Here is an 18,667-nt window from a genome sequence, read left to right on the forward strand (position 1 = left end):
CGGGCGGCGTCAGGCCGGTGGCGGCCCCGCGTCGACGTCCTCGTCGGCCACGATCCGCACGTCCCGCTTGGGCCGGATCAGCGCCATCGCGGCGACGAACCCGACCACGGCACCGCCGAGGCCCCAGAAGAACTCCGAGGACCCGAGCGCCCGCCCGACGACGACCGCGGCGACCGTGGCGGCCGCCGTGACCGCGAGCGCCAGGACGAGGTCGCGCATCGACACGCGGTCGCCCCAGATCTCGACGTACTGCTCGTCGTCGCTGCTCACGTTCCTCCTCGGAGTCCGGACCGCCACCCTAGGACGTCCCCTGCGGGAAGCCTGTGCGGCGGTTGTGCGCGCGACGTGGACGTGCGGGTCGGAGCGCGGGTGGCCGACGGCCACTGTGGGGTGACCGCCCCCGACGCGGCAACTCGGGGCGACGCGCCGGGGGCCGACACGCCGAGGGTTCACCCGCTCCGGTGGCGGTGGGCCGAACCGTGCGGACGATGGATGAGCATGAGCGACCAGACGACGCCCCAGGACCCGCAGACCCAGCACCCGGAGCCGGAGCAGCCGGCCCAGAACATCCCGCACCCCGGTCTCACGGACGACATGCGGCAGCAGCCCGACCACGGCGAGGAGTCGTACGTCGGCTCCGGCCGGCTCGAGGGCAAGCGCGCCCTCATCACCGGCGGCGACTCCGGCATCGGCCGGGCCGTCGCCCTGGCGTTCGCCCGCGAGGGCGCGGACGTCGCCATCTCCTACCTCCCGGACGAGGAGGAGGACGCGCAGGAGACCGTGCGGCTGGTCGAGGACGCCGGCCGCCGCGCGCTGACCCTGCCCGGCGACATCCGCGACGAGGCGTTCTGCGCGCAGCTCGTCGAGCGCACGGTCGCCGAGCTCGGCGGGCTCGACGTGCTCGTCAACAACGCCGCGTTCCAGATGTCCCAGGAGAACGGGCTGCTGGACCTCACGACCGAGCAGCTCGACCGCACGTTCAAGACCAACCTGTACGCGATGTTCTGGATCACCAAGGCCGCGCTCCCGCACCTGCAGCCGGGGTCGAGCATCATCAACACCACCTCGGTGCAGGCCTACGAGCCCAGCCCGCAGCTCATCGACTACGCGACCACCAAGGCCGGCATCCTCAACTTCACGAAGGCGCTGGCGCAGCAGGTCGCCGAGCAGGGCATCCGGGTCAACGCCGTGGCGCCGGGGCCGATCTGGACCCCGCTGATCCCGGCGACGATGCCGGCGGAGAAGGTCAAGGAGTTCGGCGCGGACACCCCGCTGGGCCGCGCGGGCCAGCCGGCCGAGCTGGCCCCGGCGTACGTGTTCTTCGCGAGCCAGGAGAGCAGCTACATCACGGGCGAGCGCATCGGCGTCACGGGCGGCCGCTCGCTGGCCTGACGCTCCCTCCGCCGAGTTCGGCACCTCTGCACCCAGTTCGGCACCTCCAGGTGCCGAACTGGGCAGCGGAGTGCCGAACTCGGCGTCAGCCCGCGAGGGTGCGGGCGCGGAGCAGGACCGCGTCGAGCATCTCCTCCGTCAGGCGGCCGGTGAAGGTGTTCTGCTGGCTCACGTGGAAGCAGCCCAGCAGGGTCAGGCGCTCGCCGGTCGCCGGGCGGTCCAGGACGACCTCGGCGCCGTGGCCGAACCGCGGGCGCGGGCGCGGCACCGCCCAGCCCTGCTCGCCGAGCGTCCGCAGCAGCGCGTCCCAGCCGAACGCGCCCAGCACCAGCGCGACCCGCGGCCGGACGAGCTCCAGCTCGCGCGCGAGCCACGGCCCGCACCGGTGCCGCTCCTCGGGCAGTGGCTTGTTGTCCGGTGGCGCGCAGTGCACCGGCGCGGTGATCCGGACGCCGGTCAGGGTCAGCCCGTCGCCGGCGTGCGTCGACGTGGGCTGGGACGCCATGCCGACGCGGTGCATCGCGGCGAACAGGAAGTCGCCCGACCGGTCGCCGGTGAACATCCGGCCCGTCCGGTTGGCGCCGTGCGCGGCGGGCGCGAGCCCGACGACCAGCACGGGTGCCGCGGGGTCGCCGAAGCCGGGCGCCGGCCGGGCCCAGTACTCCTGGTCCCGGTAGGCGGCGCGCTTCACGGTCGCGACGTGCTCGCGCCAGGCGACGAGCCGCGGGCAGGCGCGGCACTCGACCACGGCGCCGTCGAGCTCGGCGAGGTCGCGCGCGCCGGGCGCGGTCGCGGCGGGGAACCCGGGGTCGTCGGGCAGCGCGGGCACGGCGACGCGGCTCAGGCGAACCGGTCCGGGTCGCCCGCGCCCGCGCGGACCACCTCGGGGTAGCCCTCGGACCAGTCCACGACCGTCGTCGGCTCGGCGGACACCTCGCCCGCCTCGATCACGGCGTCGACCACGTGGTCGAGCTCCTCCTTGACCGTCCAGCCGTCGGTCTGCGGCTCGGTGTCGCCCGGCAGGATCAGCGTCGAGGACAGCAGCGGCTCGCCGAGCTCGTGCAGGATCGCCTGCACCACCCGGCTGTCGGGGATGCGCACGCCGACGGTCTTCTTCTTGGGGTGCGCGAGCCGCCGCGGCACCTCCTTGGTCGCCGGCAGGATGAACGTGTACGGCCCCGGCGTCGCCGCCTTGATCGCCCGGAACGGCGCGTTGTCGAGCCGCACGAGCTGCCCGAGCTGGGCGAAGTCCGTGCACATGAGCGTGAAGTGGTGCTTGTCGGTCAGGTGCCGGATCGCGCGGATGCGGTCGGCGCCGGTGTGGCTCTCCATCCGGCAGCCGAGCGCGTACCCGGAGTCGGTGGGGTAGGCGATCAGCGCGTCGTCGCGCAGCAGCTGCACGACCTGGCCGATCGACCGGGCCTGCGGGTCGTGGGGGTGGACGTCGAAGAACCGGGCCATGCGCACGAGGGTGGCACGGCGCCCGCGCGCCGACCACCCCGGGATCGCGGGGCACGCGCCGGCGCGCGGAGTCAGCCCAGGACCGCCACCAGGAAGTCGGCCTCCGGCCCGAACGGCCGCAGGTCCCAGGTCGCGAACCGCTGCTGCACGGCGAACCCCGCGGCCGCGGCGTCGGCGTCGAGCGCCTCGAACGCGTACCCGCGACCCGCCCCGAACCCGACGACCAGCCGCCCGCCCGGCGCGAGGTGCGCGCGGATCCGCCGCAGCACCTCGGCCTCCGTCCCCGGCGCGACGAACGTCAGGACGTTGCCCGCCATGACCGCGACGTCGAACGGCTCGGCGACGCCCGCGGCGGGCAGGTCGAGCTCGGCCAGGTCGCCGACGTGCCACTCGCCCTCGGGGTGGTCGGCGCGCGCGGCCTCGACCAGCAGCGGGTCGACGTCGACCCCGACCACGGCGTGCCCGCGCCGCGCGAGCTCGCCGCCGACCCGGCCGGGTCCGCAGCCGGCGTCCAGGACCCGCGACCCGCGCGGCAGCATGGCGTCGACCAGCCGCGCCTCGCCGGCCAGGTCCGCGCCCTCGGCCGCCATCGAGCGGAACCGCTCGACGTACCAGGCGGACCGGTCGGGGTTCTGCTGGCCGATCTGCTCCCAGCGGGTGGGCTGGCGCATGACGCTCCTCCGGACGGCGGCTGACGACGGGGCGGCTCCGAGCCTAGGGCCCGGTCCGCCCCGTCGTCCGGGACCGCCGGCGCGTCAGCGGCGGACGGCCTTCGTCGCCTTCTTGGCCGCCTTCGCGCCGGCCTTCTTGGCCGACGACGTCAGGGTGTCGATCAGGTACGACGCCGCGGCGCCCAGGATGACGACGTCCTTCGCGATCCCGACGCCGTCCGGGTTCGGCCGCGGGTCGCCCTCGCCGCGGTGCAGCGCGGGGGTGCGGAGGTACATGCCGACGAGCGCCGCGGAGAACGCGGTGAACCCGGTGGCGACGACGACGCGGGGCAGCACCGGGACCAGCAGCGCCGTGCCCAGGCCGACCTCCGCGGCGCCCAGCGCCGTCGCGAACGTCTTCGGCTCTACGCCGGACAGGAGCGGGTACGCGCCCGCGGCGGTGCCGTGCAGGCCCGTGGCCGTGTCCTCGTCGGCGCCGAGCTTGTCGAGGCCGGAGTTCAGGATGTACGCGCCGGCGCCCAGGCGCAGCGGCAGGTGGCGGAGCTTCACGCGGTCCTCCTCGAAGTGGGTGTGCCTCGACGCTACGGCGGCGCGCCCGGGCCCGCAGGGCGACGCCTTGACTTCGAGCGCGCTCCAAGGAGGACCGTCCTGTCCCATAAGCCTCACGACCCGCACCCTCGGCAGCGCCGCGCACGGCACCGCGCTCACCGTCTCCGCCCTCGGGCTCGGCTGCATGGGCATGTCCGAGTTCTACGGCGCGACCTCCACCCCCGGCTCCGACCAGGAGCGCGAGTCGGTCGCGACGATCCACCGCGCGCTCGACCTCGGCGTCACGCTGCTGGACACGGCCGACATCTACGGCCCGCACACCAACGAGCGCCTGGTCGGCCGCGCGATCGCCGGCCGCCGCGACGAGGTCGTGCTCGCCACCAAGTTCGGCATCGTCCGCGACCCGGACCCGACGGTGACCCGCCGCGGCGTCGACGGCCGGCCCGCGTACGTCCGGGCGGCGCTGGACGCCAGCCTGCAGCGGCTCGGCGTCGACCACGTGGACCTGTACTACATGCACCGGATGGACCCGGCGGTCCCCGTCGAGGACACCGTGGGCGCGCTCGCGGAGGCGGTGCAGGCGGGCAAGGTGCGGCACCTCGGGCTGTCCGAGGCCGGCCCGGCCACGATCCGCCGCGCGCACGCCGTGCACCCGATCACCGCGGTGCAGACCGAGTACTCGCTGTGGACCCGGGACGTCGAGGCCGAGGTGCTGCCCACGCTGCGCGAGCTCGGCATCGGCCTGGTGCCGTACTCGCCGCTCGGCCGCGGCATGCTCACCGGCGCGATCACCGCGGCCTCGGACCTCGCGGCCGACGACTTCCGCCGGGCCAACCCGCGGTTCGCCGGGGAGGCCTTCGACGCCAACCGCGCGCTGGTCGAGCGGGTGCAGGCGCTCGCGGCCGAGCGCGGCGTCACGGCGGCGCAGCTCGCGCTCGCCTGGGTGCTGGCCCAGGGCGAGGACGTCGTGCCGATCCCGGGCACCCGCCGGGTCCGCTACCTCGAGCAGAACGTCGGCGCGGCGGACGTGCGGCTCACCGCCGAGGACCTCGCGGCGCTCGCGGACGCCGTCCGGCCGCAGGACGTCGTCGGCGACCGGTACCCCGACATGTCGACCATCGGGCGGTGAGCGGCGCATGCTGAGGGGCGTGACCGAGGACAGCCGCACCCTCACCATCGCCGAGGCCGCCGCGGCGACCGGGCTGACGCCGCACACGCTCCGGTACTACGAGCGCGACGGGCTGCTGCTCGACGCAGTCGAGCGCGCGTCCTCGGGGCACCGCCGGTACACCGAGCGCGACCTCGGCTGGATCCACCTGCTGACCCGGCTGCGCGCGACCGGCATGCCGATCCGGGAGATCCGGGAGTACGCCGAGCTGGTCCGGCAGGGCGAGGGCACGGAGCCGCAGCGGATGGCGCTGCTGCAGGCGCACCGGGACGCCGTGCGGGCGCAGCTGGCGGAGGTGACCGAGCACCTGGCGGCGATCGAGATGAAGATCGACGTCTACGCGGGGCGGCTCGGGTCGGGGGCGCCGGTGCCGGAGGCGGCGGTGGGCTGACCGCGTGCCCCGGCGCGCCGCCTCACACCGGCGCCAGGTGCCCCGGCCGGACCTCGTAGTCCCCGGGCGCGAGCACCACCTCGCCCCGCCCGCCGGTCAGGGCGCGCAGGTCGAGCGCGTACCGGACGACCTCGGCCTCCGGCACCACCGCCTCGATCCGCACCCGACCGTCGTCGATGGTGCTGCTCGCGCTGATCCGCCCGCGCCGCCCGGACAGGTCGCCGAGCACGTCGCCCTGCGCCTCGGGCGGCACGACGACCGTGACCCGCAGCGTCGGCTCCAGCAGCACGGTGCCGGCGGAGGCGAGCGCGGCGCGGACGCCGGCGGCGGTGGCGGTGCGGAACGCCATGTCGGACGAGTCGACGGCGTGCGCCTTGCCGTCGTACACCTCGACCTGGACGTCGACCACGGGGTGCCCGAGCGGGCCGCCCGCGGCCAGCGCCTCCGCGGCGCCGCGCTCGACGGCGGCCAGGTAGGACCGCGGCACCGCGCCGCCGACCACGGAGTCGACGAACGCGAACCCCGACCCCGGGGGCAGCGGGCTGAGCCGGAGCTGCACGACGGCGAACTGCCCGTGGCCGCCGGACTGCTTCTTGAGCCGGCCCTCGGCCTCCGCGGCCCGGGCGATCGTCTCCCGGTACGCGATCCGCACCGGCTCGGTGGTGACGTGCACGCCGAACACCCGGGCCAGCCGCTCGACCGCGACCGCGAGGTGGGCGTCGCCGAGCCCGCGCAGCACGGCCTGGTGCGCGGTGCGCTCGACCACCAGCGTCGGGTCCTCGGCGGCGAGCCGGGTGAGCGCGCCGGACAGCTTGTCGTCGTCGGCCTGGCTGACCGGGACCAGCGCGAGACCGATCACGGGCGGCCGGGCGGGCAGGGTCGCGGGGCGGACCGGCTGGGCGCGCGCGGCGAGCAGCGTGCCCGTCGGGGCGGAGCCGAGCTTGGCGACCGCGGCGATCCCGCCGGCGGCGACCGCGTCGACCGGCAGGTGCTCCCGGCCCCGGAGGCGGAACAGGCCGTGCAGCCGCTCCTCGCCGCCGGTGGGGGTCGCCAGCCGGTCCCCGGAGCGCACCGTGCCGGACAGCACCTTGAACACCGACACCTGCCCCACGAACGGGTCGGCCACCGTGCGGAACACGTGCAGCACCGTCTCGCCGGCGGGGTCCGCGGGCAGATCGGTCTCCGCGCCGTCGTCGGGGCCGCCGCCCCCGACCCGCAGCCGCGCGGGCCGGTCCGCCGGCGCCGGGCCGATCTCGCACACCAGATCGGCCAGCCGGTCGATGCCGACCCCGGTGGCCGCGGACGCGACCAGCACGGGCACGGCCCCACCGGACGCGACCTCGCGGGCGAGCGTGCGCTCCAGGTCGACGGGGCCGGGCTCGTCGCCGGACAGGTACCGCTCCAGCTGGTCGTCGTCGTGGGCGACGATCTCCTCCGTCACCTCGCCGTGCAGCCGGTGCTCCTCCTCGGCGACGTCGGCGGGCAGGTCGCAGTCGCGGTGCCGGCCGTCGGCGCCGTAGTCGAACCCGCGGTCGGACAGCACGTCGGCGACCCCGTGCAGCGCCTGCTCCTCGCCGAGCGGCAGCTCCAGCGGCAGCACCGCGGCGGCGTCGTGCCCGGTGCGGACGGCCAGGTCGCGGACCTGGTCGAGCACCCGGTGGAAGTCGGCGCGGGCGCGGTCCTCCTGGGAGACGACGACGAGGCGGGGGATCCCCGCCTCGTCGCACCGCCGCCACGCCGCCTCCGTCCCGGACTGGACCCCGTCGACGGCGCTCACCACCACCACCGCGAGGTCCGCGACCGCGAGGGCCGCGTCCACCGCCCCCGCGAAGTCGGGCGCCCCCGGGGTGTCCAGGAGGGTCATCCGGTGCGGGCGGCCCTGGCTGCACGTCCAGTCGAGGTCGGCCACGCCGAGCGCCACGGAGGAGCCGCGGGCCACCTCCTCGGGCTCGTGGTCGCAGACCGTCGAGCCGTCCTCGACCCGGCCGGCGCGGGGGACGGCCCCCGCGCGCAGCAGCAGGGCCTCGGCGAGTGTCGTCTTGCCGGATCCGGCGTGGCCGACGAGCGCCACGTTCCGGACCGTCGGCGTCGTTGCCGCGTCCATCGCACGTCCTTCGAGGATCAGGTGCCGGGACGGCCAGGCTAACCACGCCGGTCGCGGGAAAGACAGGGACCTCGGCCGCTGGTGCGACCGAGGTCCCTGTGCTGCGTGCCCCGCCGGGTGCGATCAGGACGCGGCGAGGATGTCCACCACGAAGATCAGCGTCGAGTTGGCCGGGATGCTGCCCGACTCCTGGTCGCCGTAGCCGAGGTCCGGCGGGACGATCAGCAGCACCTGGCTGCCGACGGTCTGGCCGACCAGGCCCTGCTGCCAGCCCTGGATGACGTTCGTCAGCGGGAAGGTCGTGGCCGAGCCGCGGTCCCAGGACGAGTCGAACGAGGTGCCGTCCCACAGCCAGCCGCTGTACTGCACGGTCAGGGTCTGGCCGGCCTCGACCGCCGCGCCGGCGCCCTGGATCAGCGGCTGCACGACGAGCTCGGTCGGCGGGTCGGTGTCGAGCGGCTCGATCGACGGCGCGCCGTCCTCGTCGAGGGTGACGGTCGGCAGGCCCTCGGGCAGCGGGGTCACCGCGGTGCCCTCGGCGCGGGTCGGGACCGCCTGGGTGCCGGCGATCTCGACGGCGAGCAGCGACGTCGTGCCGTTGGCCGGGTTCGCGAACAGGACGCGGGCGCCGACCTGCTGGCCGACGAGCTCGTCGAGCAGCGCCTGCGGCAGGTTGTCGCTGGTCGCGAGGTAGTCCTGCGGCTCGGCGCCGTAGGTGCCGCCCAGGGTGCTGCCGTCCTCGCCGCTCACCGCGGCGATGTTGACGGTGACCAGGTCGCCCTCGGCCACGGGGTCGCCCGTGCCGGGGGTGACGACCCGCGCGACCGGCGCCGAGACCGTGAACGGCTGCTCGAAGTCGAAGGTGGGCTCCTGGCCGGCGTCGCCGGTGAGGGTCACGGCCTCGAGGGCGGCGACGTCCTCGGCGGACGCCGTGGCCGCGGCCGTGGCGGTCGCGGAGGAGCTGGGGGAGGCGGAGTCGTCGGAGCCCCCGTCGCTGCACGCGGCGAGCAGCAGCAGGGACGCGGCGAGGAGGGTGGCGGCCGTACGGCGCACGTGCTCGTCCTTCGGTCGGGTGCGGGGGTTGCGGTGGGCCATCGTAGGCGCCCTGGCTGGGACACCCCTGGGGCCGGGGTCGCGGGCGGCCTGCGTCAGGGCCGGGCGACCATCGCGTCCGCGTGCCGCACGATCCAGCCCATCAGCGGGAGCAGGTGGTCCGCCAGGTCCCGGCCGAGCGGCGTGAGCGAGTAGTCGACCCGGGGCGGGATGGACGGGGTGGCCTCGCGGAGCACCAGGCCGTCGGCCTCCAGCGTGCGGAGCGTCGAGGCGAGCATCTTCTCGCTGATGCCCTCGACCAGGCGGCGCAGCTCGCCCCAGCGCAGCGTCCGCTCGGACAGGGCGACCAGGACGAGGACGCCCCACTTGCTGGTGACGTGGTCGAGCACCACCCGGCTCGGGCACGCGGAGGCCAGCACGCCGTCGGTGAGCAGGTCGCCCAGGACCGATCCGGGGGTGGTCGGGGCCGTGTCCTCGATGCTTACCGCCATGCCAGTACCTTACGCGAAAGTGGGTACCGGCGATCGGGAAGGGTGGGCGGGCGACCGCGGTTGCGGGAGGTGCCGGACGCGTCAGGCGGCCGGCCACCGCCCTACCTCGGAGGAACCTCATGTCGATCGTCGTCACCGGCGCCACGGGCCACCTCGGCCGCCTCGTCGTCACCCACCTGCTCGCGGACGGCGTGCCGGCCGACCAGGTCGTGGCCGCCGGCCGCCGCACGGAGACGCTCGCCGACCTGGCGGAGCGCGGGGTGCGCGTCGCGGCCCTCGACTACGGCGAGCCGGAGACGATCGCCGCTGCACTCGAGGGCGCCGAGACCGTCCTGCTGGTGTCCGGCAGCGAGGTCGGGCAGCGCGTCGAGCAGCACCGCGCGGTCATCGAGGCGGCGAAGGCCGCCGGCGTCCGCCGCCTCGTCTACACGTCCGCCCCGAAGGCGGACACCTCGCCGCTGGTGCTGGCGCCCGAGCACAAGGCCACCGAGGAGATCCTGCGCGCCTCCGGCCTCACCTTCACCATCCTGCGCAACGGCTGGTACACCGAGAACTACGTCGGCGACGTGCAGCGCGCGGCCGAGACCGGCGAGATCGTCGGCGCCTACGGCGACGGCCGGGTGGCCTCCGCGCCGCGCGACGACTTCGCCGCGGCCGCCGCCGTCGTGCTGCGCACCGAGGGCCACGACGGCGCCGTGTACGAGCTGTCCGGCGACGAGGCCTGGGGCTTCGACGAGCTCGCCGCCGCCGCGTCCGAGGTGCTGGGCCGCCCGGTGACCTACCGCGCGGTGTCGTCCGAGCAGCGCGCGGCCGACCTGGCCGCCGCCGGGCTGGACGAGGGCACGGTCGGCTTCGTCGTCGCGCTGGAGGAGAACACCCGCGACGGCCTGCTCGCCGAGACCTCCGGCGACCTGTCCCGCCTGATCGGCCGCCCGACCACGCCGCTGGTCGACGCCCTGCGCGCGGCGCTCGCCGCGGCCTGACGGCCCGGTCTCCTCGTCGAGATAGGGCCGCCCCGCCGAGATAGGTCCCGAGGTGGTCCTATCTCGGCGCGCAGGCCCTATCTCGGCGGGGGCTGGGGAGAGGAGCGCTCCGGATGCCGGGGCGGCCGGTCGGTGTGAGGCTCGATCGCATGACGCGATTCGGGTACACCCTCATGACCGAGCAGTCCGGGCCCAAGCAGCTCGTGGGGTACGCGGCCGACGCCGAGAAGACCGGCTTCGACTTCGTGGTCTCCTCCGACCACTACTTCCCGTGGCTCGACGAGCAGGGGCACGCGCCGTACGCCTGGTCGCTGCTCGGCGCCGTGTCGCAGGTGACGTCCCGCGTCGACCTGATGACCTACGTGACCTGCCCGACCGTCCGGTACCACCCGGCCGTGGTCGCGCAGAAGGCCGCCACCCTCGGCGTGCTGTCCGACGGCCGGTTCACCCTCGGCCTCGGCGCGGGCGAGAACCTCAACGAGCACGTCGTCGGCGAGCGCTGGCCCGCGGTCGGCGAGCGGCACGACATGCTCGAGGAGGCGATCGAGATCATCCGGTCGCTGCTCGACGGCGACCGGCTGACGTTCGACGGCGTGCACTTCCGCACCGACTCCGCGCAGCTCTGGGACCTCCCGGAGTCCCCGGTCGAGATCGGCGTGGCGGTGTCCGGCGCGCAGTCGGTGTCCCGGTTCGCCCCGCTGGCCGACCACCTGGTGGCGACGGACCCCGAGGCGGACCTGCTGCGGTCCTGGGACGAGGCCCGCGCGCAGGCCGCGGACGCGATCGGGGGCCAGGCGCCGCCGCCGTCGCGCAAGATCGGCCAGATCCCGATCTCGTGGGACCCTGATGCGGCCACCGCGAAGGAGCGCGCGCACGAGCAGTTCCGCTGGTTCGCCGGCGGGTGGGGCGTGAACGCCGACCTGCCGACGACCGAGGCGTTCGCCGCGGCGAGCCAGTACGTGCGGCCGGACGACGTCGCGGAGACCATCCCGTGCGGGCCCGACCTGGACGCGATCGTCGCAAAGATCCAGCCCTACTGGGAGGCCGGGTTCACGGACATCGCGCTGGTCCAGGTCGGCGACCAGGCGCAGCAGCGGTTCCTCGACGAGGTCGCCGAGCCGCTGCTGGCGAAGCTCCGGGACGCCGCGCCGTCCTCCTGAACCCCCCGCTTGCGCAACCGTCAGGTTTCTCACCCGATCAGTTGAGAGGGAGGTGCGGCCGATGGCCGTCACCGCGTTCCAGGACCTGCCGCTGGCCGACCGCGACCGCGCGTGGGACGGCGCCGCCGCCGAGAAGCGCGTCCGCGCGTGGGCGGACGCCGAGGACGAGCCGAACCCGAAGTACCGCGACGCGCACGTCTGGTACGACGCCGACGCCAAGCAGAACTTCACCGCCTACAAGCTGCTGATCGCCGACGTCGTGGGCGGGAAGCTCGTCGCGGTGCCGCGGGGCGTGTTCGCCGCGGCGGCCGTCATGCAGGGCTCGCGCGGCGGGGTCGACCTGCCGGCGAAGGACGTCGACCGGGTCAAGAGCCACCTCGCGAAGTACTACGCGAAGCTCGACGAGACCCCGCCCTGGGAGGACTGAGGGCGGGTCGGTTCCCCGGTGCGGCGCGCGACCCCTCGCCGCACCCCCGCGCGGGGGCGTCCGCGGCCCCGCTCGCCGGGGCTGCGGACGCCCCGATTCGGGTGCCCGAATCGGCGCGGATCGCGTGACTCCGGGCTCCGGGGCGCCCACCATGGAGCACCGTGCCACCCACCGACCGGGCCCCCGGGGCCCCCGCCGTCGCGCCCACCGCCCGTCAGATCCGCCGCTGGCGCCGCTACCTCGCCGACGAGCGCGCCGAGGCCGCCGCCTACCGTGATCTCGCCTCCCGCCGCACCGGCGAGGAGCGCGCGATCCTGCTCGCGCTCGCCGACGCGGAGAAGCGGCACGAGCAGCACTGGCTCGACCTGCTGGGCGACAGGGTCGGCCGCCCGCTGCCCGGCGACGTCCGGTCCCGCGTGCTCGGCGCGCTCGCCCGGCGGTTCGGCGGGGTCTTCGTGCTGGCGCTCGCGCAGCGCGCCGAGGCCCGGTCGACCTACGGCGACGACGTCGACGCCACGCCCACGATGGCCGCCGACGAGCGGATCCACGAGGAGGTGGTCCGCAGCCTCGCGATGCGCGGCCGCAGCCGGATGTCCGGCACCTTCCGCGCGGCGGTGTTCGGCGCGAACGACGGCCTGGTGAGCAACCTGGCGCTGGTGCTCGGCATCGGCGCGAGCGGCGTCGCCACGTCGACCGTCCTGCTGACCGGGCTCGCCGGCCTGCTCGCGGGCGCGCTGTCGATGGGTGCCGGCGAGTACGTCTCCGTGCGGTCGCAGCGCGAGCTGCTCGAGGCGTCGCGGCCGAGCGCCCAGGCGCGGGACGCGCTGCCGCACCTCGACCTCGACGCGAACGAGCTCGCCCTGGTCTACCGGGCCCGCGGCATGGGCGCCGACGAGGCCCAGGCCCGGGCGGCCACCGTGCTCGCGGACCTGTCGGCCGCCGGCGGGGCGTCCGCGGCGCTGCCCGCCCAGGAGGCGGCGAGCGCGGGCGAGGAGGTCGACGAGCACGAGACCGTCGGCAGCGCGATGGGCGCCGCGCTGGCGTCCTTCTGCTTCTTCGCCGGCGGCGCCATCGTGCCCGTCGTGCCGTACCTGATGGGCCTCGAGGGGTGGGCCGCCGTCGCGCTGGCCTCCGGGCTGGTCGGCATCGCGCTGCTCGGCACCGGGGCCACGGTCGGCGTGCTGTCGGGGTCGTCGCCCGCCAAGCGGGCGCTGCGGCAGCTGGCGATCGGGTTCGGCGCCGCGGCGGCGACGTACCTGCTGGGGCTGGCGTTCGGGACGTCGGCGGCCTGACGTGCCGGGGCGCCGCGCCCCGCGGCGCCCCGGGATGTCCACCCTGTGGGATGTGTCACACAGGGGGTGAGGTAAGCCTTGCCTTCGGGTTACGGTGGCGGCATGACAGCGTCCACCGCCGCGCCGGCCGTCACCACGCCGTTCCGGTTCTTCGACGTCCGGGTGTCGCGGATCGTGGACCTCAGCCCGTCGTTCCGCCGGTTCACGTTCACCGGCGAGGACCTCGACCAGTTCGCCGACAACGGCTTCGACCAGCGGATCAAGCTGCTGCTCCCGCTGCCGTGCGGCTACGACGTCGTCCCGACCGGCGAGTCCTGGTACCTGCAGTGGCGCGAGCTCCCGGACGAGCTCCGGCACCCGATCCGCACCTACACGGCGCGGACGGCCCGGAACGACCTGCGCGAGCTCGACGTCGACATGGTGCTGCACGGCGACGCCGGCCCGGCGTCCGCGTGGGCCGGCTGCGCCCAGGTCGGCGACTCGCTCGTCATCCTCGGCCCGAACCGCGAGCACGAGGGCCCGTCGGGCGGCATCGACTTCGTCCCGCCGGCGCACGCGGACCGCCTGCTGCTCGCCGGCGACGAGACCGCCGCGCCCGCGATCGCCGGCATCCTGGAGCGGCTGACCCGCGACGCCCGCGGCGAGGCGCTCATCGAGGTCCCGGTCACGGGCGACGCGATCCCGGTCGACGCCCCCGCCGGCGTGACCGTCCGCTGGCTGCCGCGCGACGGCGCCGCGCACGGCTCGCTGCTGGTGCCGGCCGTGCAGGCCGCCTGCAAGCGGCTCATGCCGCACGACGCCCCGCTGCCCGAGGGCATGGAGCTCGAGGACGTCGACATCGACTCCGGCATCCTGTGGGAGGTGCCCGTCGACTGGTCGACCGGCGAGCCGTACCGGCAGTCCGCCGCGCTGTACGCGTGGCTCGCGGGGGAGGCTGGGGCGATCAAGACGCTGCGCCGGCACCTCGTCGGCACGTGCGGGGTGGACCGGAAGGCCGTGGCGTTCATGGGGTACTGGCGCGAGGGGCGGGCCGAAGGGAACTGAGGGCCCCACCTCGCACGAGACCTAGACAAGTAGGTTCGGTTTTGGGAACTTACTTGTCATGAGTGGGATCGTGAGCACGGGAGACGCAGCGCAGCGCCTCGGGCTGTCCACCCGCCAGGTCCGCAAGCTGGTCGTGGCCGGTGCGATCAAAGAAGCGGCCCGCGGCGTGCTCGACGCCACGTCCGTCGATCATTACGCAGCCATCGACCGCAGCGGCACCAAGGCATGGGCGCCCGAGACGGCGTGGGCCGCCGTCGCCCTGCTCGCAGGCCTGGACGCTCCGTGGCTCGGGCGCGACCAGACCGCTCGCCTGCGACGCCGCCTGCGTGACGTGACCCCGGAGCAGCTCGTCGAGCGCGCCCGGGATCGCGCGACCGTCGTCCACTACAGCGCTCACCGCTCGGTGCTGCCCCGCATCGGCGCGCAGATCGCTCGTCCTCCACGCGAAGCACTGGGGCTCGCGGCGACCATGGACGGCAGCACGGACGGCTATCTCGCCGCAGCCTCCCTCGACCGGATCGTCCGCGACAACGCCCTGAAGGAGGACCCGGACGGCAACCTCACGCTGCGTGCCACCGCCGTGGAGATCGACGCGATCGAGACCCTCGTCGCGACCGACGTGCTGGCCGCGCTCGACCTCGCAGCCTCCCTCGACACCCGTGAGCGGTACGTCGCCCTCACCTACCTGCGGGAGGCGCTGGCGAGGCGGCGCCCGTGACCGATCGGCTCACCCTGGGCGTGATGACACCACCGGGAGGCTGGGGACCGCCTTGGCCGAACGTCGCCGAGATCGAGTCGGTCCTCCCGCACGACAAGTGGACCCTCGTCGGTGGGCTCATGACGCAGCTCCATGCGGCGAGGAACGGCATCTACACCGTGCGACCCACGGACGACGTCGACATCGTGCTGCACATCGAGACGACCCGTGGCTTGCCGGCGAGGGCCGCAGCGGCCCTCGAGGGGATCGGCTACGAGCTCGTGCTCCCGCTCGACCCGCGAGAGAGGACCGCGCACCGGTTCAAGCGCGCCGGACAGCTCGTCGACCTGGTGACCGCGCACAGGGAGACGTCGGTCGTCGAGCCCGGGGTGGTCGACGTGCTGATCGCCGACCATCCGGCGCCGAGCGTCGTCGGGACGTTGCGGGGCAAGGACATGGTCGCGATCGAGGGCGGTACGCAGGCTCTGCGCCGGACCGTGCTGGCGACGCTCGCGATCCGCGAGGCGCACCTCACCACGATCAGCACCCCCTCAGTGTTCGGGGCGCTGGTCCTCAAGGCAGCGGCGTTCCGAACCGACTCGCGCGACCCGCAGCGACATCTGCAGGACGCGGCGATCCTGCTGGCCTGCCTGGACAGTCCGCTTGCCGCCCGCGAGCAGTACACCGGATCGGACCTCTCCCGGATGCAGACGCTGCAGCGGAACCTGCCGGATGACGCGCCGCAGTGGCGGCTGCTCGGCGGGAGGGCAGCCGACGGGCAGGCCGCGCTGCGACTGCTCGTCGCCTAGCAGCGCAGGCACCACGAGCGTCACCGGTGGTCGAGTGGGGTCTCACTCGATGTCGTGAGCGGTGGCCGCGGAGCAGAGCGGTGCTCGACTTCCTCTCTCTCAGGCGGTGCCGATCGAGGCGGGTGCCTGGTCGCGCATCGCCTGCGAGGCACGGAACTCCGGGGCTTCCGCATCGGTGCGGTACTCGACGACCGCGATCTTGTGCTCGCGGAGCGCTTCCAGGACCTGGTCGGGCGTGGCGTAGAAGAACTCGCGACGCAGGTTGATCCGATTGACGCGACGATCCGCGAAATGGCGGTGCAGCATCGCCTCGATGCCGTACGCGTCCTCGGAGAAGAACAGTGCGTGGACGTCGAAGTTGAACGGGACGGATGCGTCCGACAGCTCCTTGACGCGGTCCATCGGGTCCAGGCGCCGGGTCATCCCGATCTTGACGACGTGCTCGCCCATCGACCCCTGGTTCGAGATCACGTACACGTAGCCGGCCCGGACGTTCGCGGCCCGGTAGTCGACGTCGGCGATCGACTGGTCGAGCTCCGCGAGCTTGGCGCGGAGCTCCGCAGCGCCCCGCTCGTCACCGCGGGCCTCGAGCGCCGCCAGAGCGTTGGCGTAGTGGTCGCGTTCCTTGTCCAGCTTCTCGCGCTCGCGCCGCAGCTCGTCCTCGGCGCGCTTGGCCTCACGGAGCTCCTCGCGGTGAGCGCGTTCGGCCTCCTTCACCGCCTGGACCGCCGCGAGGTGCCGGACGGCCAGCTCGAGCTCGCGCATCCGCAGCTGGTGGTACTCCCTGGTGATCGCCAGGGCGATCATCTTCCCGTTCTTCGCGACCCGTTCCGCCGACTTCTCCAGCCGTGCCTGCGCCGTGGACAGGCCGCCGGCACGGGCGGTCTTGATCGCGTTCTCCGCCTCGGCGTTGTACGCCGCCAGGAGCATCTTCGACATGTCGTTGACGAACGCCCGGCCTTTGGCGGCCGAGTTGTTGAACGTGAAGTTCGGCGCGGCGGTCGTCGCTCGCTTGGCAGCCATGCAGCTCTTGATCTGGGTACGGATCGCGGACAGCTCGGCAGCGAGGTGCGCGGAGTCCTCAGCGGGGTGCGGGAAGTCGTAGAGCCCGAACTCGGTGACGTCGATGGCGTTGCGGACGTCGATGGTCTGCGCTCGCAGCGTGGCGACCTCCCGGCGTGCCGCCTCGACCTGCGCGGCGACGGCGTCGAGCTCGTCGCGGGCCGCGGAGAGCTGGAGGCGGATCTGGGCGAGGTCCAGCGACCCGGTCTGCTGCAAGGTGCGGCGGAGCTCGTCGTTCTCGCGGGTGAGGTCCCTCGCCGCTGCTCGCGCTCCGAAGAGTCCGATCTTGCGCGGCGCGGCCTCGACGTCGGGGGCTGGCCCCAGACCGGCCGTCTGCGCCGGAACCGGTGGCACGGCACCGGGGGCCGCGGTGGGCGCAGCCGGCAGCTGCTGGACCGGGCGCGTGTGCTCGGTCCACCGATAGCCGTCCCACCATCGGACGACGGCCGGGTCCTGCGGGTCGGGGTACCAGCTCGGTGGCGTCGAACGCAGGCAACGTAGCGGGCCCGACACCGCGAGCAGGGCCGTTCCCGGACGGGACGCCGCAGATGAGTGACAACCACGCCGAGGGGGCCGTGCGGCCCTACACCGCCACCAGCTCCGCGCCGTCGGTCGGCTGGTCGCCCAGAGCCACGCCGCGGATCGCCGGGTCGTCGTACGTGCTCCAGTAGTACGTCGAGGTCCGCGACGAGAACAGCCCGGTGTAGATCGTCTTCTCGAACTCGCCGGACGCCATGGCCGCGCAGCCGTCCACCATCGCCACCTGCTGCAGCGTGTGGAACGCGCGACTGACGTTCTCCTCCTCCGTGGCCTTCTCCGGGTAGTGCGCGTTCACGTAGGCCGCCCGGACGAACCGCGACGGCGAGGAGTAGTCGCCCGGGACCCCGCGCATGTGCGACCCCGAGCCGAACGGGGCCAGCTTCGCCCGCCCGAGCACCGTCTCGTCGGGGAACTCGGGCGAGACGTTCAGGTAGTTCCGCAGGTTCTCGTGGTGCCAGCCGAAGCCCGGCTGGTTCGCCAGGACGTCGACGTCGTCGTCGAACACGCGCAGGCCGTCGGCCGTCTGCTCGAGGACGATCGCGCGGTCCGCGTCCCCGACGACCCAGTGCAGCAGCGAGCTCGGATAGCGCTCGTCGACCGGCCGGTCCACGATCACGACGTCGCGGAGCGCCGCCTCGACCTCGTCGACCGTGGAGAACTGCGCGGCCACCCAGAACGGGACCTCGAAGGCGGCGACGTTCGTCGCGCCCTCGACCGGTCCCGGCGCGTACTGCGCGTACCCCGGGAAGTTGAGGCCCGCGACGGCCAGCCCGGCGGCGTTGCCGCAGTCGAAGTACAGCGGCGTGCCCGCCTCCACGATCCCCATGCCGATGACCGCGTGGCGGACCTCCGCGACGGCGCCGAACGGCGACCGCGGGCGGTACCCCGTCGGCGTCACCACCACGCGTTCGCCGTAGCCGCTGGTCCAGTCGAGATTGCGCGCCAGGTAGAGATGTCCCTGGCCGTCCGAGAACCGGATTCCTGTGCACATGTCGTGGCCCCCTGCCGGAGCGGTGCCTCGACCGGAGCGCCTCACGGCCGCGGTCGGGCTCGCTCGTCGTCGGCGCCCGAGCCCCCTGCGTACCGCCCGGACGCGCGTCGAGCATCCCGCGGGACGGCGCCCACGGCATCTGGGCGGCTGCGCCGACGGGCGCGGAGGGCCACAGTGGTCCCGTGAGACGGAAGCACCAGCGGCTGCTCGGCGCGATCGGCGCCGTCGTGTTCGCGTGCCTGGCGGTGACGTTCGTGCTGCGCGGCGGGACGCTCGACCTCGTGATGGCGGTGCTCGCGACGGCGGTGGCGGTCGCCCACGCGTACACCGCGATCACCGCACCGAGGCGCGAGCGCTGACCCGCCCGGCGCGGCCACCCCGC

The 18,667-nt window shown here is 74.5% G+C and carries 21 protein-coding genes; 11 read left to right on the forward strand and 10 right to left on the reverse strand.

The genetic code is table 11. The features are described from left to right. Positions 1 to 9: 9 nt before the first annotated feature. Positions 10 to 270 carry a hypothetical protein gene (locus tag VER05_RS00235; RefSeq protein ID WP_324843397.1) on the reverse strand — a complete coding sequence of 87 codons (261 nt, stop codon included), beginning with the start codon at positions 268 to 270 and terminating at the stop codon, positions 10 to 12. Positions 271 to 498: 228 nt separating this feature from the next. On the opposite strand from VER05_RS00235, the gene VER05_RS00240 reads away from it, so the two are divergent. Beyond that, complete coding sequence (locus VER05_RS00240; RefSeq protein WP_324843398.1) at positions 499 to 1,392, forward strand: SDR family oxidoreductase; 894 nt, start codon at positions 499 to 501, stop codon at positions 1,390 to 1,392. Positions 1,393 to 1,477: 85 nt separating this feature from the next. On the opposite strand, the gene VER05_RS00245 is transcribed toward VER05_RS00240, so the two are convergent. The 4 genes from VER05_RS00245 to VER05_RS00260 form a co-directional block, all read right to left on the reverse strand. Further along, positions 1,478 to 2,221, reverse strand: coding sequence for a uracil-DNA glycosylase (locus VER05_RS00245; RefSeq protein WP_324843399.1), 744 nt, complete (start codon positions 2,219 to 2,221; stop codon positions 1,478 to 1,480). 11 nt (positions 2,222 to 2,232) lie between these two features. Continuing rightward, on the reverse strand, positions 2,233 to 2,853 hold the full coding sequence (locus VER05_RS00250) for an L-threonylcarbamoyladenylate synthase (protein WP_324843400.1): 621 nt from the start codon (positions 2,851 to 2,853) through the stop codon (positions 2,233 to 2,235). A gap of 71 nt (positions 2,854 to 2,924) precedes the next feature. Beyond that, entirely contained in the window at positions 2,925 to 3,524 is a 600-nt protein-coding gene (locus VER05_RS00255; RefSeq protein ID WP_324843401.1) for a class I SAM-dependent methyltransferase, read from the reverse strand. A gap of 84 nt (positions 3,525 to 3,608) precedes the next feature. Further along, complete coding sequence (locus VER05_RS00260; protein WP_324843402.1) at positions 3,609 to 4,073, reverse strand: DoxX family membrane protein; 465 nt, start codon at positions 4,071 to 4,073, stop codon at positions 3,609 to 3,611. Between the two features lie 190 nt (positions 4,074 to 4,263). Between VER05_RS00260 and VER05_RS00265 the strand changes: the two genes are divergently transcribed. Together VER05_RS00265 and VER05_RS00270 are read left to right on the forward strand one after the other, a co-directional pair. Next, a complete protein-coding gene (locus tag VER05_RS00265; protein ID WP_414647524.1) occupies positions 4,264 to 5,202 on the forward strand; it encodes an aldo/keto reductase in 939 nt (312 codons plus the stop codon). A gap of 19 nt (positions 5,203 to 5,221) precedes the next feature. Then, positions 5,222 to 5,632: a MerR family transcriptional regulator gene (locus VER05_RS00270; RefSeq protein WP_324843404.1), complete on the forward strand. Its 411-nt coding sequence runs from the start codon at positions 5,222 to 5,224 to the stop codon at positions 5,630 to 5,632. A gap of 22 nt (positions 5,633 to 5,654) precedes the next feature. Here VER05_RS00270 and VER05_RS00275 read toward each other — a convergent pair whose 3' ends face one another. From VER05_RS00275 to VER05_RS00285, 3 genes are all read right to left on the reverse strand, one after another. Then, positions 5,655 to 7,736: an elongation factor G gene (locus VER05_RS00275; protein ID WP_324843405.1), complete on the reverse strand. Its 2,082-nt coding sequence runs from the start codon at positions 7,734 to 7,736 to the stop codon at positions 5,655 to 5,657. 123 nt (positions 7,737 to 7,859) lie between these two features. After that, positions 7,860 to 8,789, reverse strand: coding sequence for an FKBP-type peptidyl-prolyl cis-trans isomerase (locus tag VER05_RS00280; RefSeq protein ID WP_324843406.1), 930 nt, complete (start codon positions 8,787 to 8,789; stop codon positions 7,860 to 7,862). A gap of 95 nt (positions 8,790 to 8,884) precedes the next feature. Next, entirely contained in the window at positions 8,885 to 9,280 is a 396-nt protein-coding gene (locus VER05_RS00285) for a helix-turn-helix domain-containing protein (protein WP_324843407.1), read from the reverse strand. A 119-nt stretch (positions 9,281 to 9,399) separates the two neighbouring features. Here VER05_RS00285 and VER05_RS00290 point away from each other — a divergent pair, with 119 nt between their 5' ends. The 7 genes from VER05_RS00290 (at position 9,400) to VER05_RS00320 (ending at position 15,692) form a co-directional block, all read left to right on the forward strand. Beyond that, the gene (locus VER05_RS00290) at positions 9,400 to 10,263 is read left to right on the forward strand and encodes an SDR family oxidoreductase (RefSeq protein ID WP_324843408.1); all 864 of its coding nucleotides are present in this window, start codon (positions 9,400 to 9,402) and stop codon (positions 10,261 to 10,263) included. A 149-nt stretch (positions 10,264 to 10,412) separates the two neighbouring features. Then, the gene (locus VER05_RS00295) at positions 10,413 to 11,423 is read left to right on the forward strand and encodes a TIGR03557 family F420-dependent LLM class oxidoreductase (protein ID WP_324843409.1); all 1,011 of its coding nucleotides are present in this window, start codon (positions 10,413 to 10,415) and stop codon (positions 11,421 to 11,423) included. Positions 11,424 to 11,484: 61 nt separating this feature from the next. Next, entirely contained in the window at positions 11,485 to 11,850 is a 366-nt protein-coding gene (locus VER05_RS00300; RefSeq protein ID WP_324843410.1) for a hypothetical protein, read from the forward strand. Between the two features lie 161 nt (positions 11,851 to 12,011). After that, complete coding sequence (locus tag VER05_RS00305; RefSeq protein WP_324843411.1) at positions 12,012 to 13,142, forward strand: VIT1/CCC1 family protein; 1,131 nt, start codon at positions 12,012 to 12,014, stop codon at positions 13,140 to 13,142. Positions 13,143 to 13,244: 102 nt separating this feature from the next. Continuing rightward, on the forward strand, positions 13,245 to 14,186 hold the full coding sequence (locus tag VER05_RS00310) for a siderophore-interacting protein (RefSeq protein ID WP_324843412.1): 942 nt from the start codon (positions 13,245 to 13,247) through the stop codon (positions 14,184 to 14,186). Positions 14,187 to 14,256: 70 nt separating this feature from the next. Next, positions 14,257 to 14,904: a hypothetical protein gene (locus tag VER05_RS00315; protein WP_324843413.1), complete on the forward strand. Its 648-nt coding sequence runs from the start codon at positions 14,257 to 14,259 to the stop codon at positions 14,902 to 14,904. Continuing rightward, positions 14,901 to 15,692, forward strand: coding sequence for a hypothetical protein (locus tag VER05_RS00320; protein WP_324843414.1), 792 nt, complete (start codon positions 14,901 to 14,903; stop codon positions 15,690 to 15,692). Before VER05_RS00315 ends, VER05_RS00320 begins: the two co-directional genes overlap by 4 nt. 99 nt (positions 15,693 to 15,791) lie before the next feature. Here VER05_RS00320 and VER05_RS00325 read toward each other — a convergent pair whose 3' ends face one another. Together VER05_RS00325 and bsh are read right to left on the reverse strand one after the other, a co-directional pair. Next, complete coding sequence (locus VER05_RS00325; protein ID WP_324843415.1) at positions 15,792 to 17,267, reverse strand: DUF4041 domain-containing protein; 1,476 nt, start codon at positions 17,265 to 17,267, stop codon at positions 15,792 to 15,794. 70 nt (positions 17,268 to 17,337) lie between these two features. Continuing rightward, positions 17,338 to 18,285: a choloylglycine hydrolase gene (bsh, locus tag VER05_RS00330; protein ID WP_324843416.1), complete on the reverse strand. Its 948-nt coding sequence runs from the start codon at positions 18,283 to 18,285 to the stop codon at positions 17,338 to 17,340. A 182-nt stretch (positions 18,286 to 18,467) separates the two neighbouring features. On the opposite strand from bsh, the gene VER05_RS00335 reads away from it, so the two are divergent. Continuing rightward, the gene (locus VER05_RS00335; protein ID WP_324843417.1) at positions 18,468 to 18,644 is read left to right on the forward strand and encodes a hypothetical protein; all 177 of its coding nucleotides are present in this window, start codon (positions 18,468 to 18,470) and stop codon (positions 18,642 to 18,644) included. Positions 18,645 to 18,667: the final 23 nt, after the last annotated feature.

It is taken from the genome of Cellulomonas sp., from assembly GCF_035634735.1.
In the GTDB taxonomy this organism is placed as follows: Bacteria; Actinomycetota; Actinomycetes; order Actinomycetales; family Cellulomonadaceae; genus Cellulomonas.

What these genes read in the sequence shown, in the direction of transcription:
- VER05_RS00240 (WP_324843398.1), top strand. Translation starts at nt 499, where the DNA reads ATGAGCGACCAGACGACGCCCCAGGACCCGCAGACCCAGCACCCGGAG.
- VER05_RS00250 (WP_324843400.1), bottom strand. Translation starts at nt 2,853, where the DNA reads ATGGCCCGGTTCTTCGACGTCCACCCCCACGACCCGCAGGCCCGGTCG.
- VER05_RS00255 (WP_324843401.1), bottom strand. Translation starts at nt 3,524, where the DNA reads ATGCGCCAGCCCACCCGCTGGGAGCAGATCGGCCAGCAGAACCCCGAC.
- VER05_RS00265 (WP_414647524.1), top strand. Translation starts at nt 4,264, where the DNA reads ATGTCCGAGTTCTACGGCGCGACCTCCACCCCCGGCTCCGACCAGGAG.
- VER05_RS00275 (WP_324843405.1), bottom strand. Translation starts at nt 7,736, where the DNA reads ATGGACGCGGCAACGACGCCGACGGTCCGGAACGTGGCGCTCGTCGGC.
- VER05_RS00285 (WP_324843407.1), bottom strand. Translation starts at nt 9,280, where the DNA reads ATGGCGGTAAGCATCGAGGACACGGCCCCGACCACCCCCGGATCGGTC.
- VER05_RS00290 (WP_324843408.1), top strand. Translation starts at nt 9,400, where the DNA reads ATGTCGATCGTCGTCACCGGCGCCACGGGCCACCTCGGCCGCCTCGTC.
- VER05_RS00295 (WP_324843409.1), top strand. Translation starts at nt 10,413, where the DNA reads ATGACGCGATTCGGGTACACCCTCATGACCGAGCAGTCCGGGCCCAAG.
- VER05_RS00300 (WP_324843410.1), top strand. Translation starts at nt 11,485, where the DNA reads ATGGCCGTCACCGCGTTCCAGGACCTGCCGCTGGCCGACCGCGACCGC.
- VER05_RS00310 (WP_324843412.1), top strand. Translation starts at nt 13,245, where the DNA reads ATGACAGCGTCCACCGCCGCGCCGGCCGTCACCACGCCGTTCCGGTTC.
- bsh (WP_324843416.1), bottom strand. Translation starts at nt 18,285, where the DNA reads ATGTGCACAGGAATCCGGTTCTCGGACGGCCAGGGACATCTCTACCTG.